The sequence below is a fragment of the Acetobacter aceti genome, from assembly GCF_002005445.1.
Classification (GTDB): Bacteria; Pseudomonadota; Alphaproteobacteria; order Acetobacterales; family Acetobacteraceae; genus Acetobacter; species Acetobacter aceti_B.
The window spans coordinates 3198997-3215243 of record NZ_CP014692.1 but is presented as its reverse complement, the minus strand read 5'-3'; the positions used below and the strand labels follow the sequence as shown (position 1 = coordinate 3215243).

Sequence of the window (16247 nt, the reverse complement as noted above, 5' to 3'; positions counted from 1 at the left end):
CGTCTCACACCGGAAGCTTACTTACGAACAGCAATTCCGACCATATACGTTGCTCGATCCTGATGACCGTCCCGTCGCCGCGACCGCGATCGAGGCAGACGCGCCGATAATCGTCACATGGAACCTAGACGACTTTCCTGTTGCCGAATTAAGAGAGCATAGCTTGGCGCAGCAGTCACCGGATGTCTTCCTGGTCGACCTCTGCAAGCGGGCCCCGGATAGGCATTGCCTTCTGAACGAAATAGGCAATCTGCTTTCACCGAAGTCTCAGGGCATTGAGCCGCAGTGCGTTTGTCACGACGGCCAGGGATGACAGGGCCATCGCGCCTCCCGCGAACATGGGCGACAGCGTAAGGCCAAAGACGGGATACAGTACGCCTGCGGCAAGTGGGATGCCGATCCCATTGAACAGGAAAGAAAATGCCAGATTCTGCCGGATGTTGCGCATCGTCGCCTGTGCCAGGCGGCGGGCGCGTACCAGTCCGGCGAGGCTGCCTTGTGCCAGTGTCATCCCGGCGCTTTCGATGGCGACATCGGTGCCTGTGCCCATGGCGATTCCGATATCGGCGGTGGCCAGGGCCGGCGCGTCGTTGACGCCGTCGCCCGCCATGGCGACACGGGCTCCCTTCTGTTGCATGTCACGAATGATCGCGGCCTTATCCTCGGGTTTGAGGTCGGCATGTACCTCGTCGATTCCCGCCTGCCGGGCCACGACTTCCGCAGTCCGGGCATTGTCACCCGTCAGCATCACGATCCGCATGCCGGCTGCGTGCAGTGCCGCGATGGTCTCCTTCGCGTCGGTCTTCAGCGGATCGGCCACGACCAGCAACCCAGCGGCCTGTCCGTCGATGCCGACGAACATGACGCCCGCGCCCTCCGCCCGGTGGGTGTCCGCGACAGGGATCAATGCCGACGCATCGATGCCCTGCTGCCGCATCTGGGCCTGGTTTCCGACGACGACGGCATGCCCGTCCACGGTGCCGGTCACGCCCAGGCCGGTCTGAGACGCGAAATCCCCGACCGGCGCGGCCTGAAGGCCCTGCTCCGTCATCGCGGCGACCAGCGCCTGGGCCAGCGGATGCTCGGATTGTGTTTCCAGTGATGCCGCCAGTCGCAGGACGATGCTGGAATCCCATGCACCTGATGTTTCGGTCGCGATCAGCCGGGGCTTGCCTTCCGTTACGGTGCCGGTCTTGTCGATCACCAGCGTATCGACCGTATCCAGTGCCTGCAGGGCCTCGGCGTTGCGAACCAGCACGCCAGCTCGCGCCCCGCGTCCCATGCCGACCATGATCGACATCGGAGTGGCCAGGCCCAGCGCGCACGGACAGGCGATCACCAGGACCGCAATGGCGTTCAGCAGTGCGTGTCCGAAGCGCGGTTGCGGACCGACCAGAAGCCAGACAACGAAGGTCAGCAGGGACACAAGCACGACCAGCGGCACGAACCAGCCGGAGACCCGGTCCGCCACCGCCTGGATCGGTGCGCGCGTACGCTGGGCGGCCGCTACCATGCTGACGATCCGGGCCAGCATTGTGTCCGAGCCGACGGCCTCGGCCGTCATCAGCAGGCTGCCGGTGCCGTTGATGGTTCCGCCCGTCACCTTGTCACCCGGGCCCTTGGCGACAGGTGCTGGCTCTCCTGTCAGCATGGCTTCGTCCACGCTGGAGCGCCCGTCCATGACGGTGCCGTCCACCGGGATGCTTTCCCCCGGCCGGATGCGGAGCCGATTGCCGGGCACGATCTGGGCCAGCGGTACGTCGTCCTCGCGATCCTGCGCGCCGACCCGGTGTGCGATTTTCGGTGCGAGATCCAGCAGGGCGCGAATGGCGCGACTGGTACGGGCGCGGGCGCGCAGTTCCAGGACCTGCCCGGCCAACACCAGGGCCACGATAACACCTGCGGCTTCGTAATAGACCGGGACCGACCCGTCATGCATGCGGAAGGCAGCAGGGAACAGGCCAGGGGCTACTGTCGCGGCGATGCTGTAGAGAAAGCCCGCGCCGACGCCCAGCATGATCAACGTAAACATGTTCAGATGCCGGGTGCGGAGAGACATCCAGCCGCGTTCGAGGAACGGCCAGCCGGCCCACAGCACGATTGGTGCCGTAAGCGCCAACTGAATCCAGTTCGTCAGGCCGCCATCGAAAAATGCCAGCCCTCCCATATCCGCCGCCATGGCGATGACGACGAGCGGGACCGCCAATATGCTCGCTCCCCACAGGCGCCGGCTGAAATCCACGAGTTCCGGGTTGGGCATGTCGGCGTCGGATGGCTCCTCCGGTTCCAGCGCCATGCCGCAGATGGGGCAGGAGCCGGGGTGATCCTGTCGGATCTGGGGGTGCATCGGGCAGGTCCAGATCATCCCGGCCCGCCTGGGCTGAGGCTTGATGGGCGTCGTGTCCGCCTTGTGCAGGTAATGACAGGGGGCGGCCTCGAACTTTGTCTGGCAGTGCGCGCTGCAAAAATACCAGGTCCGGCCATCATGGTCGGCATGATGCGTCGCCGTCGCGGGATCGACCGTCATGCCACACACAGGATCCTTGACCAGGTGCGCGTCAACTCCGGTCGCTGCCGGGGTGGGACCCTCTCCATGGAGATGGGACGCGCAAGCTGCTGTATTGTCGTTCGTCATGAAGCCCCCTTGCTTGTGGCCGCCAGCCGCGGCGTCGAAGTATGCCATAATCGCTTGCACTTCAAGGTATGCCCCTGTAGGGTATAGTGCAATGAGGCAGTCACGGGTAAAGATTTCGCAGGGCCTGAAACGGGTCGAAGGTCAGGTGCGTGGCATCCAGAAAATGGTGGACGAAGACCGCTATTGCGTGGATGTTCTGCTTCAGCTTCGGGCCGCCAAGGCGGCGTTGCATCGGCTCGAGGGGCTTGTTCTGCGCGAACATATCGCGGGCTGCGTTGTAGAGGCGATCGAATCCGGCGATCCGGTGGAGCGTCAGGAAAAAATCGGGGAACTGATCGAAACGGTCAGCAAGATGACGGGGTAGACGTGCAAGAGATCGGCGCGATACGGTTGGGACGGTTGCTGGCCTGCCTGCTTCTGCAGGTGGGGCTGATGCTGGCATCCGTCATGCCGGGTCATGCCGCCACGTTGCCCTCTACAGTTGCTGTGGTTACCCAGCCGATGGCCGACATGCCAGGGATGCAGATGCCATCCCGTGCGGATACGACGACCGCACATTGCAATCATGAACCGTGCCACGACCATCATCCATGTCATCATTGCGGCGATTGCTGCGCCCAGGGTGCCTGCGTCGCCAATTGGCTGATGCCGCCCTCCGTGACCAGGGCGTTTGATTACTCAGGTGTTACGGCACCTTTCGGCTTGTCTCGCTCAGATCGCATCGTCGGTCATGGGTTCGCGCCGGCGCTGCCACCGCCCAGACAGATGGCCTGATTCTGTTCTGACAGTCTCAGGACTGGTCATTGACCTATGACCGGTTCCGCCTTCTCTCTTTTGCGGACTATTATTCATGTCAATACGATCCCTTGCGGGACGGAGCGCGATCACGCGCCGCCGTTTCGTCGTCGGGACGGGCCTGTGGGGGGCGGCGCTGGCCGTCCCGCAGGGCAGCGCGGGCGCCTACGCTCCGGTCTATGCGCCGGCGTCGGGTCGGCCCGACCCGCTGCCTGGCACCCGTTTCGACCTTACGATCGGTTCTGTACCGATCAATATCACCGGTGCGCGCATGCACGCGGTGGGTGTGAACGGCTCCACGCCCGCGCCGATCCTGCGCTGGCGTCAGGGTGACACGGTCGAACTGAACGTCACCAACCGGTTGGATGAGCCCACGTCGATCCACTGGCACGGCCTCCGGGTGCCGGCCCACATGGATGGCGTGCCCGGCCTCAGCTTCGGCGGCATCGCGCCCGGCGAGACGTTCACCTATCGCTTCCCGCTGCATCAGAGCGGCACCTACTGGTATCACAGCCATTCCGGCTTCCAGGAGCAGACGGGCCTGTATGGGGCTCTGATCATCGATCCGAAGGATGGTTACGCGCAGCATTTCGACCGTGACTATGTGATGGTCCTGTCCGACTGGACCGACGTCGATCCCGAGGACATCGTCTCCAACCTCAAATTCCAGAGCGATTACTACAATTTCCGCCAGCGTACGGTGGGCACGTTCTTCCGTGACGCGCATCGACAGGGGCTGGGTGCGACCATCCGGGATCGTCTGCAATGGGGTGCCATGAACATGGCACCGACCGATATTCTGGATGTTTCGGGCATCATCTACACCTACCTGATCAACGGCCAGTCTCCCGGGGCGAACTGGACGGGCCTGTTCCGACCGGGCGAGCGCATTCGCCTGCGCTTCATCAATGCATCGGCGATGACGCTGTTCGACGTGCGGGTTCCCGGCCTGACGATGACCGTTGTTCAGGCCGACGGTAATGACGTGGAGCCCATCCCGGTCGATGAATTCCGCATCGGGCCAGCGGAAACCTACGATGTAATTGTCAGCCCCACCGCCGATGGACCGTACACAGTCTTTGCCCAGGCCGAGGATCGTACCGGATACGCGCGCGGCACGCTCGCCACCCGTTCGGGCCTTGCCGGGCCGGTTCCCCCCATGGACCCGCGCCCTCTGCGCACCATGACCGACATGGGTATGGGGAATATGGACATGAAGGGCGGCATGGCGGGCATGGAGATGGGGAGTTCGCCGGGGAAGCCCGGTGATGCCCCTGCCGGCGGCGGCATGGACATGGATCACATGGACATGAAGGAGGCTAACAGACCCGGAGCCGCTGCGATGGATATGCCGGGCATGGCGGCTGCGTCGCGGCATAAAACAGAGTTGAAACCCGGCGTCGCGGTGCAGAGTGTCGCCATGATGCCGATCAACCGGCTGGCGGAGCCGGGCGACGGGCTGGAGAATAATGGTCGCCGCGTTCTGACCTATGCCGATCTGCGGGCCACGATCCCGGGCGCGGACCCACGCCCGCCGTCGCGCGAGATCACCCTGCACCTGACCGGCAGCATGGAACGCTTCATCTGGGGATTCGACGGCAAGAAGTTCTCGGAAGCGGAACCGATTCGTCTGACTTTGGGCGAGCGGGTGCGCTTCGTCCTGATCAACGACACGATGATGGAGCATCCAATCCATCTGCATGGATTGTGGAGCGAACTGGAAAATGGGCAGGGTGACTGCCGACCCTACAAGCACACGATTACCGTCAAGCCGGGTGAGCGGCTGAGTTACTTGGTCACGGCGGACGAACCCGGGCTGTGGGCATATCACTGCCACCTGCTCTACCACATGGAGGTGGGCATGTTCCGCACGGTGGTGGTGTCGTGATCCGGGGTCTGATAGGTGGCACGGTCCTTGCCGCTGGACTGGCTACCGCGGTACCTGGCACGGGACGCGCCCAGTCAGTCCCGGCACGCCAGAGCGAAGGAACCCAGGAAGCGCAGACCGCCTCGGCTCCCGCGCCCGTGGTCTATGTCAACGGCATCCAGCCGGTCATGGACCATAACATCTATATGCATGCGCTGCTCGACCAGTTCGAGGCGCGCTTTGGTGCCGATGGCGGGCAGTTCCGTTACGATGGGCAGGCTTGGTTCGGCACTGACTACGACAAGCTCTGGCTGAAATCCGAAGGCACGGTCGGCACAAACGGCAAGTTCGGTGATGGAGATCATGAGGCCCTCTATGATCGTGCCATCTCCCGGTATTTCGATGTCCAGACTGGCGTGCGTCTCGATATTGACAACGGCCCCACACGGGCCTGGGGCGCGATCGGGGTCGAGGGACTGGCGCTATATTTCTTCAATGTGGAGGCCACGGCATATTTCAGTGACCGAGGCGCGGCGGGGCGTCTGCAAGGTTCCTACGATATCCTGCTGACCAATCGCCTGATTCTCCAACCCCAGGTCGAGATGAACTTCTATTCCGCGTCCGATCGTGCGCGCGGCGTCGGAACCGGGCTGTCCGATATCGATACGGGATTGCGGCTTCGCTACGAATGGCATCGGAAATTCGCGCCCTATATCGGCGTGAGTTATTCCGGCACGTTCGGTCAGGCCGCCGACATGGCACGTTCAAGGCATGAGCGTGTCCAGGACCTGAATTTCACCTTCGGGATCAGGACGTGGTTCTGACCGCTCCTGCCCGATGTGAAGTCGTTGCGGGGCGCACCGTGCGGTCCCGATTCAGATAAAAAAAGATAAGGAACTTACAAATGCTAACTGTCAATTTCAGGATCTCGGCCGCTCTGGTAGCACTTCTGGCCACAGCCTCGGTTGCGCATGCCCAGACACCCGCTCCGGCACCGGCCCAGCCGCAGGGTCAGGATATGTCCGGGATGCAGGGCATGTCCGGTATGTCGGGGATGGACCACGACAAGATGAAAATGGACGGCATGTCCGGTTCCGGCATGGAGGGCATGGAGAAGGGCATGAAAATGAAAGGAAAGATGGGAGGCTGTATGAAGATGAAGGGCATGGATATGTCGAACGGCCACGCCATGGCGCCGTCAGATCACAAGATGAAGATGGGCTGCGGTGACAAGGAAAGCGGCATGAAGATGCCGATGGGGCCGCAGAGCATGCCCGACGCGGTTCATCAGCGCTGATCGATTCCTGATGGAGCGGGGCGGCGCCATAAGCGTCGCCCTTGGAGATGCCCAGGGAGGCACGCATGAAAAGATTAGCCTGGAGTCTCGCCGGTATTCTGCTGGTCGGGATCGGCGCGGGAACGGCCGTCGCTTTCGGTGGTCTGTATGATGTGGGCGCCACCTCGCCGCATTGGCGGCTGACCTATCGTGTTCTGGAAACGGCACGCCTCCATTCAATCCGGCATCACGCCGAGGGCATTACCGCACCTGTCGATCTTGAGACGCAGGCACGGCTCGTCGGTGGTGCATCGCATTTTTCGATGCATTGCGCCTCATGTCATTCGGCGCCGGGCGTCGAGGCCGAGGATATGGCGGAGGGGATGTATCCGAAGCCACCGGTTCTGAATGATGTAGCGCAACGTTATACGCCGGGCGAACTGTTCTGGATTCTCAAGCATGGCATCAAGATGTCGGGCATGCCGTCCTGGGCGGATCATGGTGATGACGATCTCTGGAACATTGTGGCGTTTCTCGAGAAACTTCCGGGAATGAACAGTTCCACCTACCAGGCGCTGGTCGCTCGGGCAGAAGCAGCCGGCGGGCATCATATGCATCACGACATGGATATGCCGATGCCGCGACAGTAGATGCCGCTGGGATAATTGATCGAGATCAAGGAAAATATGCCATACCCCCGTATAGTAATAAGTGGTGTCCTGACGACATCCGGAAAACGGGCCGGTATGAACTTTGCCGAGGATGATGGCGTGTTGGAGAAAGCATGAGGCGCGTCTTTTTGAGCGGGAGTGTCGTGATCATGACACTGCTCATCAGCATGTCAGAGGGATTTGCTCAGGCACCGGGTGAGTCACCTGCCGTTCCGGCCATGTCTAGCGGCACTATGGCGGGGCCTACGGCAGGCAGCCCGCCACCTTCGCTGGCGCTGCGGCGCGATCAGCCGGAAGACGATGGGCCTATGGCAGCGCCCCGGGATGCCGACCGGGGTGCCGAATCGTCCGGCGGAATGAAGACGACCCCCGCTCGACCCGACTCAGGCATGTCCGACATGGGCGGCATGATGTCGATGGGTGGTGACGAGCATGCGAGCCATCACCCTGGCATGGGCGGGATGGGGATCCCCGGTGCGCCATCATCCAGGCCGACTGAGCAGGGCAATATGATGAGCCGCATGCTGCCCCAGGCTGGGCAGGCATTGAGTGCGGTTCCCGGGGCGGACAAGGCCGACGCAGGTTGTTGCGGAGCGCGCGGTCGCACGCCGCTTTATACCTTCATGATGACGCATCCGAAGCTGACGGACGCCGAACGTCAGATGCTGGCCGATATTGCGGCACAGAGGCTTCAAGACGGTCTTCGCGAAGTCGGCACCGCATCGGTCGATGCCACTCAGTCCCTGTCGTGGGAGACGATGCGTCGGTCCAGCCAACATCTCCATGACGGTGTTGCGTTGCTCGATAGCGGAATGGCCGCGCGCGCGGCCGCGACCGGCCTCGTTAATCCTCAAATGGTGGCTTTCAACTGGTTCACGGCACAGATGGGTCTGCCGACAATCGCGGCGAGCCAGCAAAACGGCCTATTTTTCGGACTGACGCCGGCTCACCTGGTGTTCATGACGATCCTGATCCTGGTATCGATCGCTCTGCTGATCTTGCAGGTCCTGCGGTTGCATCGTGTGCAGGAGATGCTCACGACCACCACGGCATTCGCACCGAAACCAACGGTTCCGCCCATGCCACCATCGTCGACCGGCGGCGGTCCAACACCTCCTGTTCCCCCGCCTCCCCCTGTACCGGGACCAGGCGGTGGAACGGCCACTCCGATCGTCGACGTACCGCGACACGGCCTCTGGCGTGGCAGCCTGAAAGTGGCCCGGATCATTCGGGAGACGCCGGCGATCGTGACGTTCTATCTGGTTCCGGCCGATGGGGGGCGGATTCCCTTTGACTTCAAACCCGGCCAGTTCGTGCAACTCACCATCGAGCCGACGTCTGGCAAGCCCGCGGGCCGGTCCTATACGATCGCATCGTCGCCGGGGCAGGTCGAACATCTCGAACTAACGATCAAACGCGAGGAACACGGGCTGGTCTCGCGCTACCTGCATGACACGGTCAAGGAGGGTGATCTTTTAAAGATCGCGGGTCCATCGGGTATGTTTACCTTTACGGGTGAAGAGGCAGACTCGATCGTCCTGCTGTCCGGCGGCGTAGGCATCACACCGATGATGGCGGTCCTGAGATACCTGACCGATATCGTCTGGCCGGGCGAGATCTACTTCGTCTATTCCGCTCATGCCAGCATCGACTATGTGTTTCGCCAGGAAATCGAGTGGCTGGAACGTCGCAATGACAAACTGCACGTTATTGCCACCATGCGGCGGTCGCCGGGGACAGAGTGGTCGGGGCCGGAAGGGCGCATCACGAAGGAACTGCTTCAGCAATCGGTGCCAGATCTCACAAACCGACGTATCCATGTCTGCGGCCCACCCGGGATGATGGCAAGCATGAGAGCGTTATTGACGGATCTCGGTGTGCCGGAAGCCAATGTTCATAGCGAGGCATTCGGACCAGCCGCGATGAAGGCCGAACCTGCGGTCGGGCCTGTGGCGGCCCCCTCATCTCCGGCCGTCACGCCTGCCGCAACGACCATTACGTTTTCCACTTCAGGGAAATCGGCTCCGTTGCAACTGGATGAAACGGTTCTCGACGCGGCTGATGCGGCAGGCGTCAATATTCCATCCTCCTGTCGATCCGGTATCTGCGGCGTATGCACGACACATCTGCTGCAAGGCCAGGTGACGATGGCGGTCGAGGATGGGCTCGATCCGGCTGACAAGGCCAAGGGTTTCATCCTGGCCTGTCAGGCGAAGACCACGGGTGGTCCGCTGGTCGTGGAGGCGTGATGCAGGAGCGCAGCGAAATCATTGTCGGCGCCCTGGTCGTCCTGCTGGTGCTGTTCCCGCTGGGCTTTCTGGTGCATGTCGCGCCGCGCTTTCCCGGAAGTCTGGCTGGCAGCCTGATTGGCATTTGCGCCGCTATCCTGATGCTGGTGCCGCTGATTTACGTAGCGGGCAAACGCATTCCCGTCGTGCATCGTTATTTCGCGCCGCGTGTCGAGAGCCGAACCCTTCTGTCGGTGCATATCTATGCTGGCGTCCTTGCACCCATTTTGGGCCTGATCCACGCCGCCCATAAATTCGATAGCCCGATGGGGATCTCGCTGACCGGCATCATGCTCGTCCTCGCCATTAGTGGCTATGTCGGGCGCTACATGTTGATCCAGATCGGGCGCGGATTGCGCGGTCGCACCCAGGAACTGGCCCAACTGCGCACGTCTCTGGCAGATGCCGGGGTGGCGCATCTGATGCCCGAGACGCCGGATGTGCCCCGTAATATCGTCCAGCGCCTTTTTCTGACCTCGGCCTATCCCGGTACGCGGGGTACATCGGATCGCGAGGCCACGATTGCCTCCGCGCTGGCCGATGTTGAGTATGCGGTCAGGTCGGAGAGGGTGGCGAACGCACTGTTCGGGCGTTGGCGCAAGATTCACGTCATCCTTGTGGTCATCCTCTATTTTCTGCTGATTCTGCATATCTGGTCAGGCCTGTATTACGGGCTGAGGTGGCTATGAAGCCCGCTGTCATACTCTATACGGTCTTTGCGCTTGCGGCTCTGATCGTCGGACTGGTTGTGCCCCTTGCCGTGCATCGTTCCGGCAGTAACGCAGTTCCAGGTTGGGAAGGGTTGGTGAATCCCGGACCGATCTCGAAAGCGCACCAGTTTATCGCGGGCCAGTGCGAGACATGTCACAGGCCTTTCACAGGTGTGGTGACCAATAACTGCGTGACATGTCATTCTCTGGCGTCGTTCGCCGACAAGCAATCCACCCGGTTTCATGTCGCGGCGACGCAATGTACGTCCTGTCATGTGGAGCACGGTGAACGGCCACATATGACCGTGATGGATCATAGTGCATTGACGAGGGCGGATTTCTGGTCAGACACCGTTGCGCAACTTCGCTCAGCCGGGCTGGTTGGAGCGTCGCCGATTCCGGGAAGCGCTGCGGCTATTCCGACTGATCATCGACTTGACCGTGATGCCGTTCTCCATCTGAATTGCGCAAGCTGTCACTCCAACGTGGATCCTCATCGCGCCCGCTTTGGTCCTGATTGCGCGAGTTGTCACTCCACCAATACATGGCTGATCGCCGCGTTCGAACATCCCGCCGATCAGATATCGACGGATTGCAACGCCTGTCACAAGGCGCCGCCCAGCCATTACATGATGCATTTCAAAATGATTTCGCAGCACGTCGCGCATCAGGATGCCCCGGTGGAGCATTGCTATGCCTGCCATACCACCGATGCATGGAACAATATTCGAGGGTATGGATGGTATAAGCACCATTAAATCTTACGAAATTTGCGTCAGAATATCGCCATTTAACGCGTGTGTGATGATGAAATCACTGGAAGCGGCGGCATTGCCCAAAAAATATATTGTAAATCAGAAAATATATCGAACGTTACGCATGATTATTTCGCATGTCGTAAACTTTTGAAGCAAGCAGTTGGCTTACTCTGGCCCGAATAGGGTTATTTCCAGGTTAGGGCTAGATAGAAAAATTGACATTTCTTCAAAAAAAATCTATAATTATTAGGAAACTCCTACGGCGTGTCGTCAGTTAAGCAGGATGATGATTGAGGCGAACTGAACCGCCGCGAGGAAGGTGGATTTCAGTTTGTCGTAGCGGGTTGCAATAGCGCGGAACTGCTTCAGTTTATTGAAGAACCGTTCGATAAGATTACGTTCCCTGTAAAGAGCGAAGTCGGTTTTCCGCGGCATCGCTCTATTGCGTTTTGACGGTATGACCGGGGTAATCCCGCGCTCTGTCAATCGGTCGATCAACCTGTCTGCGTCATACGCCCTATCAGCAAGGAAGGCATCCGGATCGATGTTTTCCAGCATCGGTTCCGTCCGGTTAATATCCGCATCCTGTCCCGGTGTGATATCGATCTCCACCGGATTGCCCAGAGCATCGCAGATAGCATGGATCTTTGTGGTCAATCCGCCCCGGGATCGTCCGATGGCCTGATCCGCGCCCCCTTTTTGAGGGCTCCGGCACTGTGCTGATGCGCCCGGACAATGGTGCTGTCGATCATCATGTATTCATTGTCGTGATCTGCTGCCAAATGGCGAAAGATCCGCTCAATAACACCAGTTTCACACCAGCGACGCAGACGTCTGTGCACGTTTTTCCAGTCCCCGAAACGGCCCGGAAGATCACGCCAGGGAATGCCTGCACGGTAGCGATACAGCACAGCTTCTACGAAAAGGCGGTTGTCTGCAGCAGTGCCTCCGACATGACCCTCACGACCCGGAAGAAAGTCTTTTATACGCTCCCACTGGTCGTCACGTAAGCCATAGCGCCGCATCTGTTGTTCTCCTCCAAAGCCGGAAAAACAGTCAGCACAGAGCAACAGAACGTACAACCCTCACTTCAAGCTCTCAGGTCTTAACTGACGACACGCCGTAGGAGTGTTCAGGCTTTACTATATGCTTACCATTGATGATGGTGGAGGAACGTTATGATCGCATACTTGAGGAATTCGTTTAAAATAACGACGTGTATCTCTTTGATCGCTTTGCTTTCTGCGTGTGGCACGACGACAGATCGTCGACTCAGTGAGGACAAACAAAGTTGCCGGAGCATGGGGCATACTCCGGGAACGGCTGAGTTCAAGAACTGTCTGGCGGATTTAAATGCCCGAAGGTGTGCCACTTCCCGGCAAAAGGGGTGGGGAGAACATCACGACGTATCGCTGGACTGCACAAGGTTGCCCTAAATACGTCGTCCAGTAGGTTTTGAAACATCGTTTGTGTATATCATGATGTAATTAATAGGTGTCATGATGTCGCGATCCGGCTTCAGTCAGAAGCGCCGAATGGCGAGGCGTCGTTTTTGTTTGAGACATTCGGTAGCTTTTTCTGTGGATTACACGGGGCCTAGCATATTCTGTTGACGGTGCGGTTCATGTTGGTGTTTTGATTCAGATACAGATCTGAACATCACATCTTTTGCGATGTATACTGCGAGTACACATGTCCAGTTTCGAGGAGCAGATAACGCAGGCTGGACGACCGACAAGAGGATGGTTAAGGACTTAATCGGCCTCGGGTTTTTCATGAAAAGTCAGAGGGTGGGAGTGATTTCGTGACGGATAAAGAGGGGGGAGAGAGTCTTCCGCCGGTCCGTCACGGAGTGTCCCGCCATGGCGAGCGCCATCCAGAAAATCGCCCTCAATGCGTCCCGTGATATCCCTTTCAACAGGCTGGTGCTGTCGCAGTCCAACGTGCGGCGTGTGAAGGCCGGCCTGTCGATCGAGGAGCTGGCCCGCGATATCGAACGTCGTGGGCTGCTCCAGAGCCTGAACGTCCGGCCCGTTCTGAACGGCGAGGGGGCAGAAACCGGCACCTATGAAGTGCCAGCCGGCGGTCGTCGCTTCCGCGCGCTCGAACTGCTGGTAAAGCAGAAGAAACTGGCGAAAACGGCCCCGGTGCCCTGTGTCGTGCGCGAGGCCGGATCGGCCATTCTCGCCGAGGATGATTCCCTGGCCGAGAACGTGCAGCGCGTGGCGCTGCATCCGCTGGACCAGTTTCGTGCCTTTCGCGACATGCTGGAGAAGGGCATGTCCGAGGACGAGATCGCCGCCGCGTTCTTCGTCGTGCCCACCGTGGTCAAACAGCGCCTGCGCCTGATGACCGTGTCCGACAAACTGCTCGAGATTTACGAGCAGGACGGCATGAAGCTGGAACAGCTCATGGCCTTCTCGATCAGCGACGATCCTGCGCGGCAGGAGCAGGTCTGGGAGATTATTGCCCAGAGCCATAACCGCGAGCCCTATCTGATCCGCCGCATGCTGACGGAAAAAACCGTGCGCGCATCGGATCGCCGCGTAAGCTTCGTCGGGCTGGACGCCTATCTTGCGGCTGGCGGTCCCGTCATGCGTGACCTGTTCGAAGCCGACGATGGCGGCTGGCTGGGCGATCCCACTCTTCTCGACCGGCTGGTGATGGAAAAACTGGCGGCAGCGGCCGAGGATATCCGAGCCGAAGGCTGGAAATGGGTCGAAACGGCTCTGTCCTTCCCCTGGGGACACACACGGCAGTTCGCGGAGATCGACGGGACGACCGTTGAACTTTCCGATGAAGAAGCGGGCCGTCTGACCGCTCTGCACAGCGAGCAGGAAACCATTGAGGCGGAATACGCGCAGGCCGATGAGTTCCCGGAGGACGTCGATACGCGGCTGGGTGAAATCGAGCAGGCTATCGAGGCGCTGGAAGAACGCCCTGTTTCCTTCGATCCGGCGGACATGGTCCGGGCCGGTGTCTTCGTCAGCCTGGATACAGACGGCACGCTGCTGGTCGCACGGGGTTTCGTCCGGCCGGAAGATATGCCGGTCGAACTCGAAGTCGATCAGGACGAATCAGACAGATATGACGACGCCATTGACCACCGCGGCGATGGCGATGATGCCGAAGGGGATGGGAGGGAAGGCGCACCCGATACCGACCCCGAGGAGGAAGACGGACTGAAACCGCTTTCCGATCGCCTGCTGACGGAACTGACGGCCTGGCGCACACTGGCCCTGCGGGATGCGTTTGCCAGCAATCCGCATGTCGCGCTGACCGAACTGCTTCACACGCTGGTACGCGATCTGTACTGGCAGGTTTCGGGCGCAGATTGCCTGGAAGCCTATGTCCGGGAAATCCCGCTGCAGGTCCATTCCCCCGACATGCCCGGCAGCCTGCCGGCCCACGCGCTGCGCCAGCGCAACGAGGGCTGGAAGCACGATTTGCCGGAAGACGAGGCTGCACTCTGGCTGTGGCTCGACCGGCTGGACGACACCAGCCGTCTGGCCCTGCTAGCGCATTGCCTGTCTTTCGGGATCAACGCGCTGCATGAATCGTCTCATGGTCCGTCTCTGGCACGCAGCGTCAGGGAGCGGCTTGCGCGAGCAGGCCGTCTCGCCACTGCGCTCGCGCTCGATCTGGCCGAAGCAGGCTGGCAGCCAACGGTGGAGAACTATCTCGGCCGCGTCACCAAGGCCCGCATCCTCGAAGCCGTGCGCGAGGCGCGGGGAGCCGAGGCGGCAGAGCGTATCGCCCATATGAAGAAGGGTGACATGGCGCAAGCGGCTGAGCGGCTGCTGGAGGGCTCCGGATGGCTGCCCGAGGCATTGCGGACGAGGAACGTGGCGGAGCGAAGTGAAGGGGGAGCAGGGGTAGCTCATATGCCCGATAGCCCGGACGCGGTGGCGGCCGAGTGATGTCAGCCCGCTGACTGGTATTGGCGCCTTTCGGTCTCCGGAAGGCGCCTTTTATATGGGAACGACGACATCACGCCGGAATGGCTGTCGACGGTGGTCAGTGACGGGTCACCGGCTGCAGGTGTCGATCCGTTTCAAGCCTGAGGGCCGCTGTCCATAAGGGTGTTTTGGTATAGAAATCCCGCCTGTTGAGGCCGGTACCGGTTCGGTGCTCGTTGAGCAGTCCTGCCCAGCACAGTGGACGCAGGACATGGACGTACAGACTGGCGGTCAGCTTGAAATCCCGGTGACGGATCTCCTCCTCTTCACCCCCGTAGAGAACCGAACATAGTCGCTCTTCGGTGACGGCAGCCTGGGCTTCGATATTGATGACGTTGAGAAAGATATCCCAGTTGCCGAACAGCGGCTCATCGCTTCGGGTGTAAGGACTGTGGTCAACGACAAAGAGGAGATGGGTCGTTAACAGCATCCAGAGCCGGGCAGGCTCCGATCTGAGTTTTCTCGCCAGGTCGGTCAGCCGCAGGGTTCCCTTGAAATGCCGTGCGAGCTTCGCACTGAGCAGAACCTCATGCAGGATCACCAGCGGCGGGAAATCGTGTTCATTGAGGACTTTGTTAACGGCGTAGAGGTCTTCGACCGTATAGGCTGGCCAGTCAAATGCCTCGGCGGCCCACGCGACAAAATAGCGCTTGAGCGCCTTGGTGGGCGTGAGGCCGATCGGGCCGTTTTCCTCAATATAGCCGATCGTCAGCAGCGCGGCCTTCAGGATGAGGGCATGCGACAGGGGGAGGTCGGTGTCGGGCGAACGAAACGGATTCATTACATAAACAATGAACCAGGTCGGTGCGAGTTGCCAGTCTGGCTTTGCGACGTAGGGACGATCTCCGTCCCGCGTCCTTCATTGTAATGTCGGTTGTCGCCTACATGTCGGACATAAAAGTGGGTTGGCTCGCCTTTCGCATAACGGACATAGTCCGCGCAGTCCCCCGCTATCACTTGGAGCCGAGAGTGGGGTGATCGTTATGGGAAATAACCAGCAAGAATACAGGCGCTTAGGTTGGCCGTAGCAAGACACGCCCGAAGCCACTGGGCAGGGAGTATAAATCATTTGGATCGGGCAACGATGCTTTCGGTTTTCGGCCTTGACACGATGATGTTCGGTGCGGGCGGCAATCCAGATTTTCTGGACAGCGTCAAGATTCATGAAGGCAATTCCGAACCCAACCAGAAGGTCGAGCCAGACCGAATGGTGGCCGAGCGTGATACGGAAGCAGTTTTCATTCTGGGTTCTATTGGCATATCGGACATAATCTTCAAGTAGTTCTGT

14 protein-coding genes are annotated in these 16247 nt (G+C 60.1%); 11 read left to right on the top strand and 3 right to left on the bottom strand.

Annotated elements, in window-relative coordinates; translation table 11 throughout:
* Positions 1-256: 256 nt before the first annotated feature.
* Positions 257-2683 carry a heavy metal translocating P-type ATPase gene (locus A0U92_RS14645; RefSeq protein ID WP_077813805.1) on the bottom strand — a complete coding sequence of 809 codons (2427 nt, stop codon included), beginning with the start codon at positions 2681-2683 and terminating at the stop codon, positions 257-259.
* A gap of 43 nt (positions 2684-2726) precedes the next feature.
* Between A0U92_RS14645 and A0U92_RS14640 the strand changes: the two genes are divergently transcribed.
* The 9 genes from A0U92_RS14640 (at position 2727) to A0U92_RS14600 (ending at position 11000) form a co-directional block, all read left to right on the top strand.
* Positions 2727-2999 carry a metal-sensitive transcriptional regulator gene (locus A0U92_RS14640; RefSeq protein WP_007284529.1) on the top strand — a complete coding sequence of 91 codons (273 nt, stop codon included), beginning with the start codon at positions 2727-2729 and terminating at the stop codon, positions 2997-2999.
* Between the two features lie 2 nt (positions 3000-3001).
* Entirely contained in the window at positions 3002-3409 is a 408-nt protein-coding gene (locus A0U92_RS14635; protein ID WP_236748168.1) for a hypothetical protein, read from the top strand.
* 76 nt (positions 3410-3485) lie between these two features.
* The gene (locus A0U92_RS14630) at positions 3486-5318 is read left to right on the top strand and encodes a copper resistance system multicopper oxidase (RefSeq protein ID WP_062497147.1); all 1833 of its coding nucleotides are present in this window, start codon (positions 3486-3488) and stop codon (positions 5316-5318) included.
* Positions 5315-6121, top strand: a complete 807-nt coding sequence (locus tag A0U92_RS14625) for a copper resistance protein B (protein WP_062497145.1) — start codon at positions 5315-5317, stop codon at positions 6119-6121. The genes A0U92_RS14630 and A0U92_RS14625 overlap by 4 nt, the downstream gene beginning before the upstream one ends.
* An 80-nt stretch (positions 6122-6201) precedes the next feature.
* Positions 6202-6594 carry a hypothetical protein gene (locus A0U92_RS14620; RefSeq protein ID WP_062497143.1) on the top strand — a complete coding sequence of 131 codons (393 nt, stop codon included), beginning with the start codon at positions 6202-6204 and terminating at the stop codon, positions 6592-6594.
* 65 nt (positions 6595-6659) lie between these two features.
* Positions 6660-7223, top strand: coding sequence for a c-type cytochrome (locus A0U92_RS14615; RefSeq protein WP_029604279.1), 564 nt, complete (start codon positions 6660-6662; stop codon positions 7221-7223).
* Between the two features lie 170 nt (positions 7224-7393).
* Complete coding sequence (locus tag A0U92_RS14610; RefSeq protein WP_077813804.1) at positions 7394-9493, top strand: 2Fe-2S iron-sulfur cluster-binding protein; 2100 nt, start codon at positions 7394-7396, stop codon at positions 9491-9493.
* Complete coding sequence (locus tag A0U92_RS14605) at positions 9493-10221, top strand: hypothetical protein (RefSeq protein ID WP_077814491.1); 729 nt, start codon at positions 9493-9495, stop codon at positions 10219-10221. The genes A0U92_RS14610 and A0U92_RS14605 overlap by 1 nt, the downstream gene beginning before the upstream one ends.
* Positions 10218-11000: a cytochrome c family protein gene (locus A0U92_RS14600; protein ID WP_077813803.1), complete on the top strand. Its 783-nt coding sequence runs from the start codon at positions 10218-10220 to the stop codon at positions 10998-11000. Before A0U92_RS14605 ends, A0U92_RS14600 begins: the two co-directional genes overlap by 4 nt.
* Before the next feature lie 270 nt (positions 11001-11270).
* Here the strand turns inward: A0U92_RS14600 and A0U92_RS14595 are convergent.
* Positions 11271-12025, bottom strand: a protein-coding gene (locus A0U92_RS14595) for an IS5 family transposase (protein ID WP_085948219.1) whose coding sequence is annotated in 2 segments (ribosomal slippage) — positions 11271-11704 and positions 11704-12025 — 756 coding nt in all. Because the reading frame shifts where the segments join, the coding sequence is not laid out codon by codon here.
* Positions 12026-12862: 837 nt separating this feature from the next.
* On the opposite strand from A0U92_RS14595, the gene A0U92_RS14590 reads away from it, so the two are divergent.
* Positions 12863-14920: a ParB/RepB/Spo0J family partition protein gene (locus tag A0U92_RS14590; RefSeq protein ID WP_010517432.1), complete on the top strand. Its 2058-nt coding sequence runs from the start codon at positions 12863-12865 to the stop codon at positions 14918-14920.
* 97 nt (positions 14921-15017) lie between these two features.
* Here the strand turns inward: A0U92_RS14590 and A0U92_RS14585 are convergent, their stop codons facing one another.
* A complete protein-coding gene (locus tag A0U92_RS14585; RefSeq protein ID WP_029604276.1) occupies positions 15018-15740 on the bottom strand; it encodes a hypothetical protein in 723 nt (240 codons plus the stop codon).
* A 303-nt stretch (positions 15741-16043) separates the two neighbouring features.
* Between A0U92_RS14585 and A0U92_RS14580 the strand changes: the two genes are divergently transcribed.
* On the top strand, positions 16044-16241 hold the full coding sequence (locus A0U92_RS14580) for a hypothetical protein (protein WP_010516885.1): 198 nt from the start codon (positions 16044-16046) through the stop codon (positions 16239-16241).
* The last annotated feature ends 6 nt before the right edge of the window (positions 16242-16247 follow it).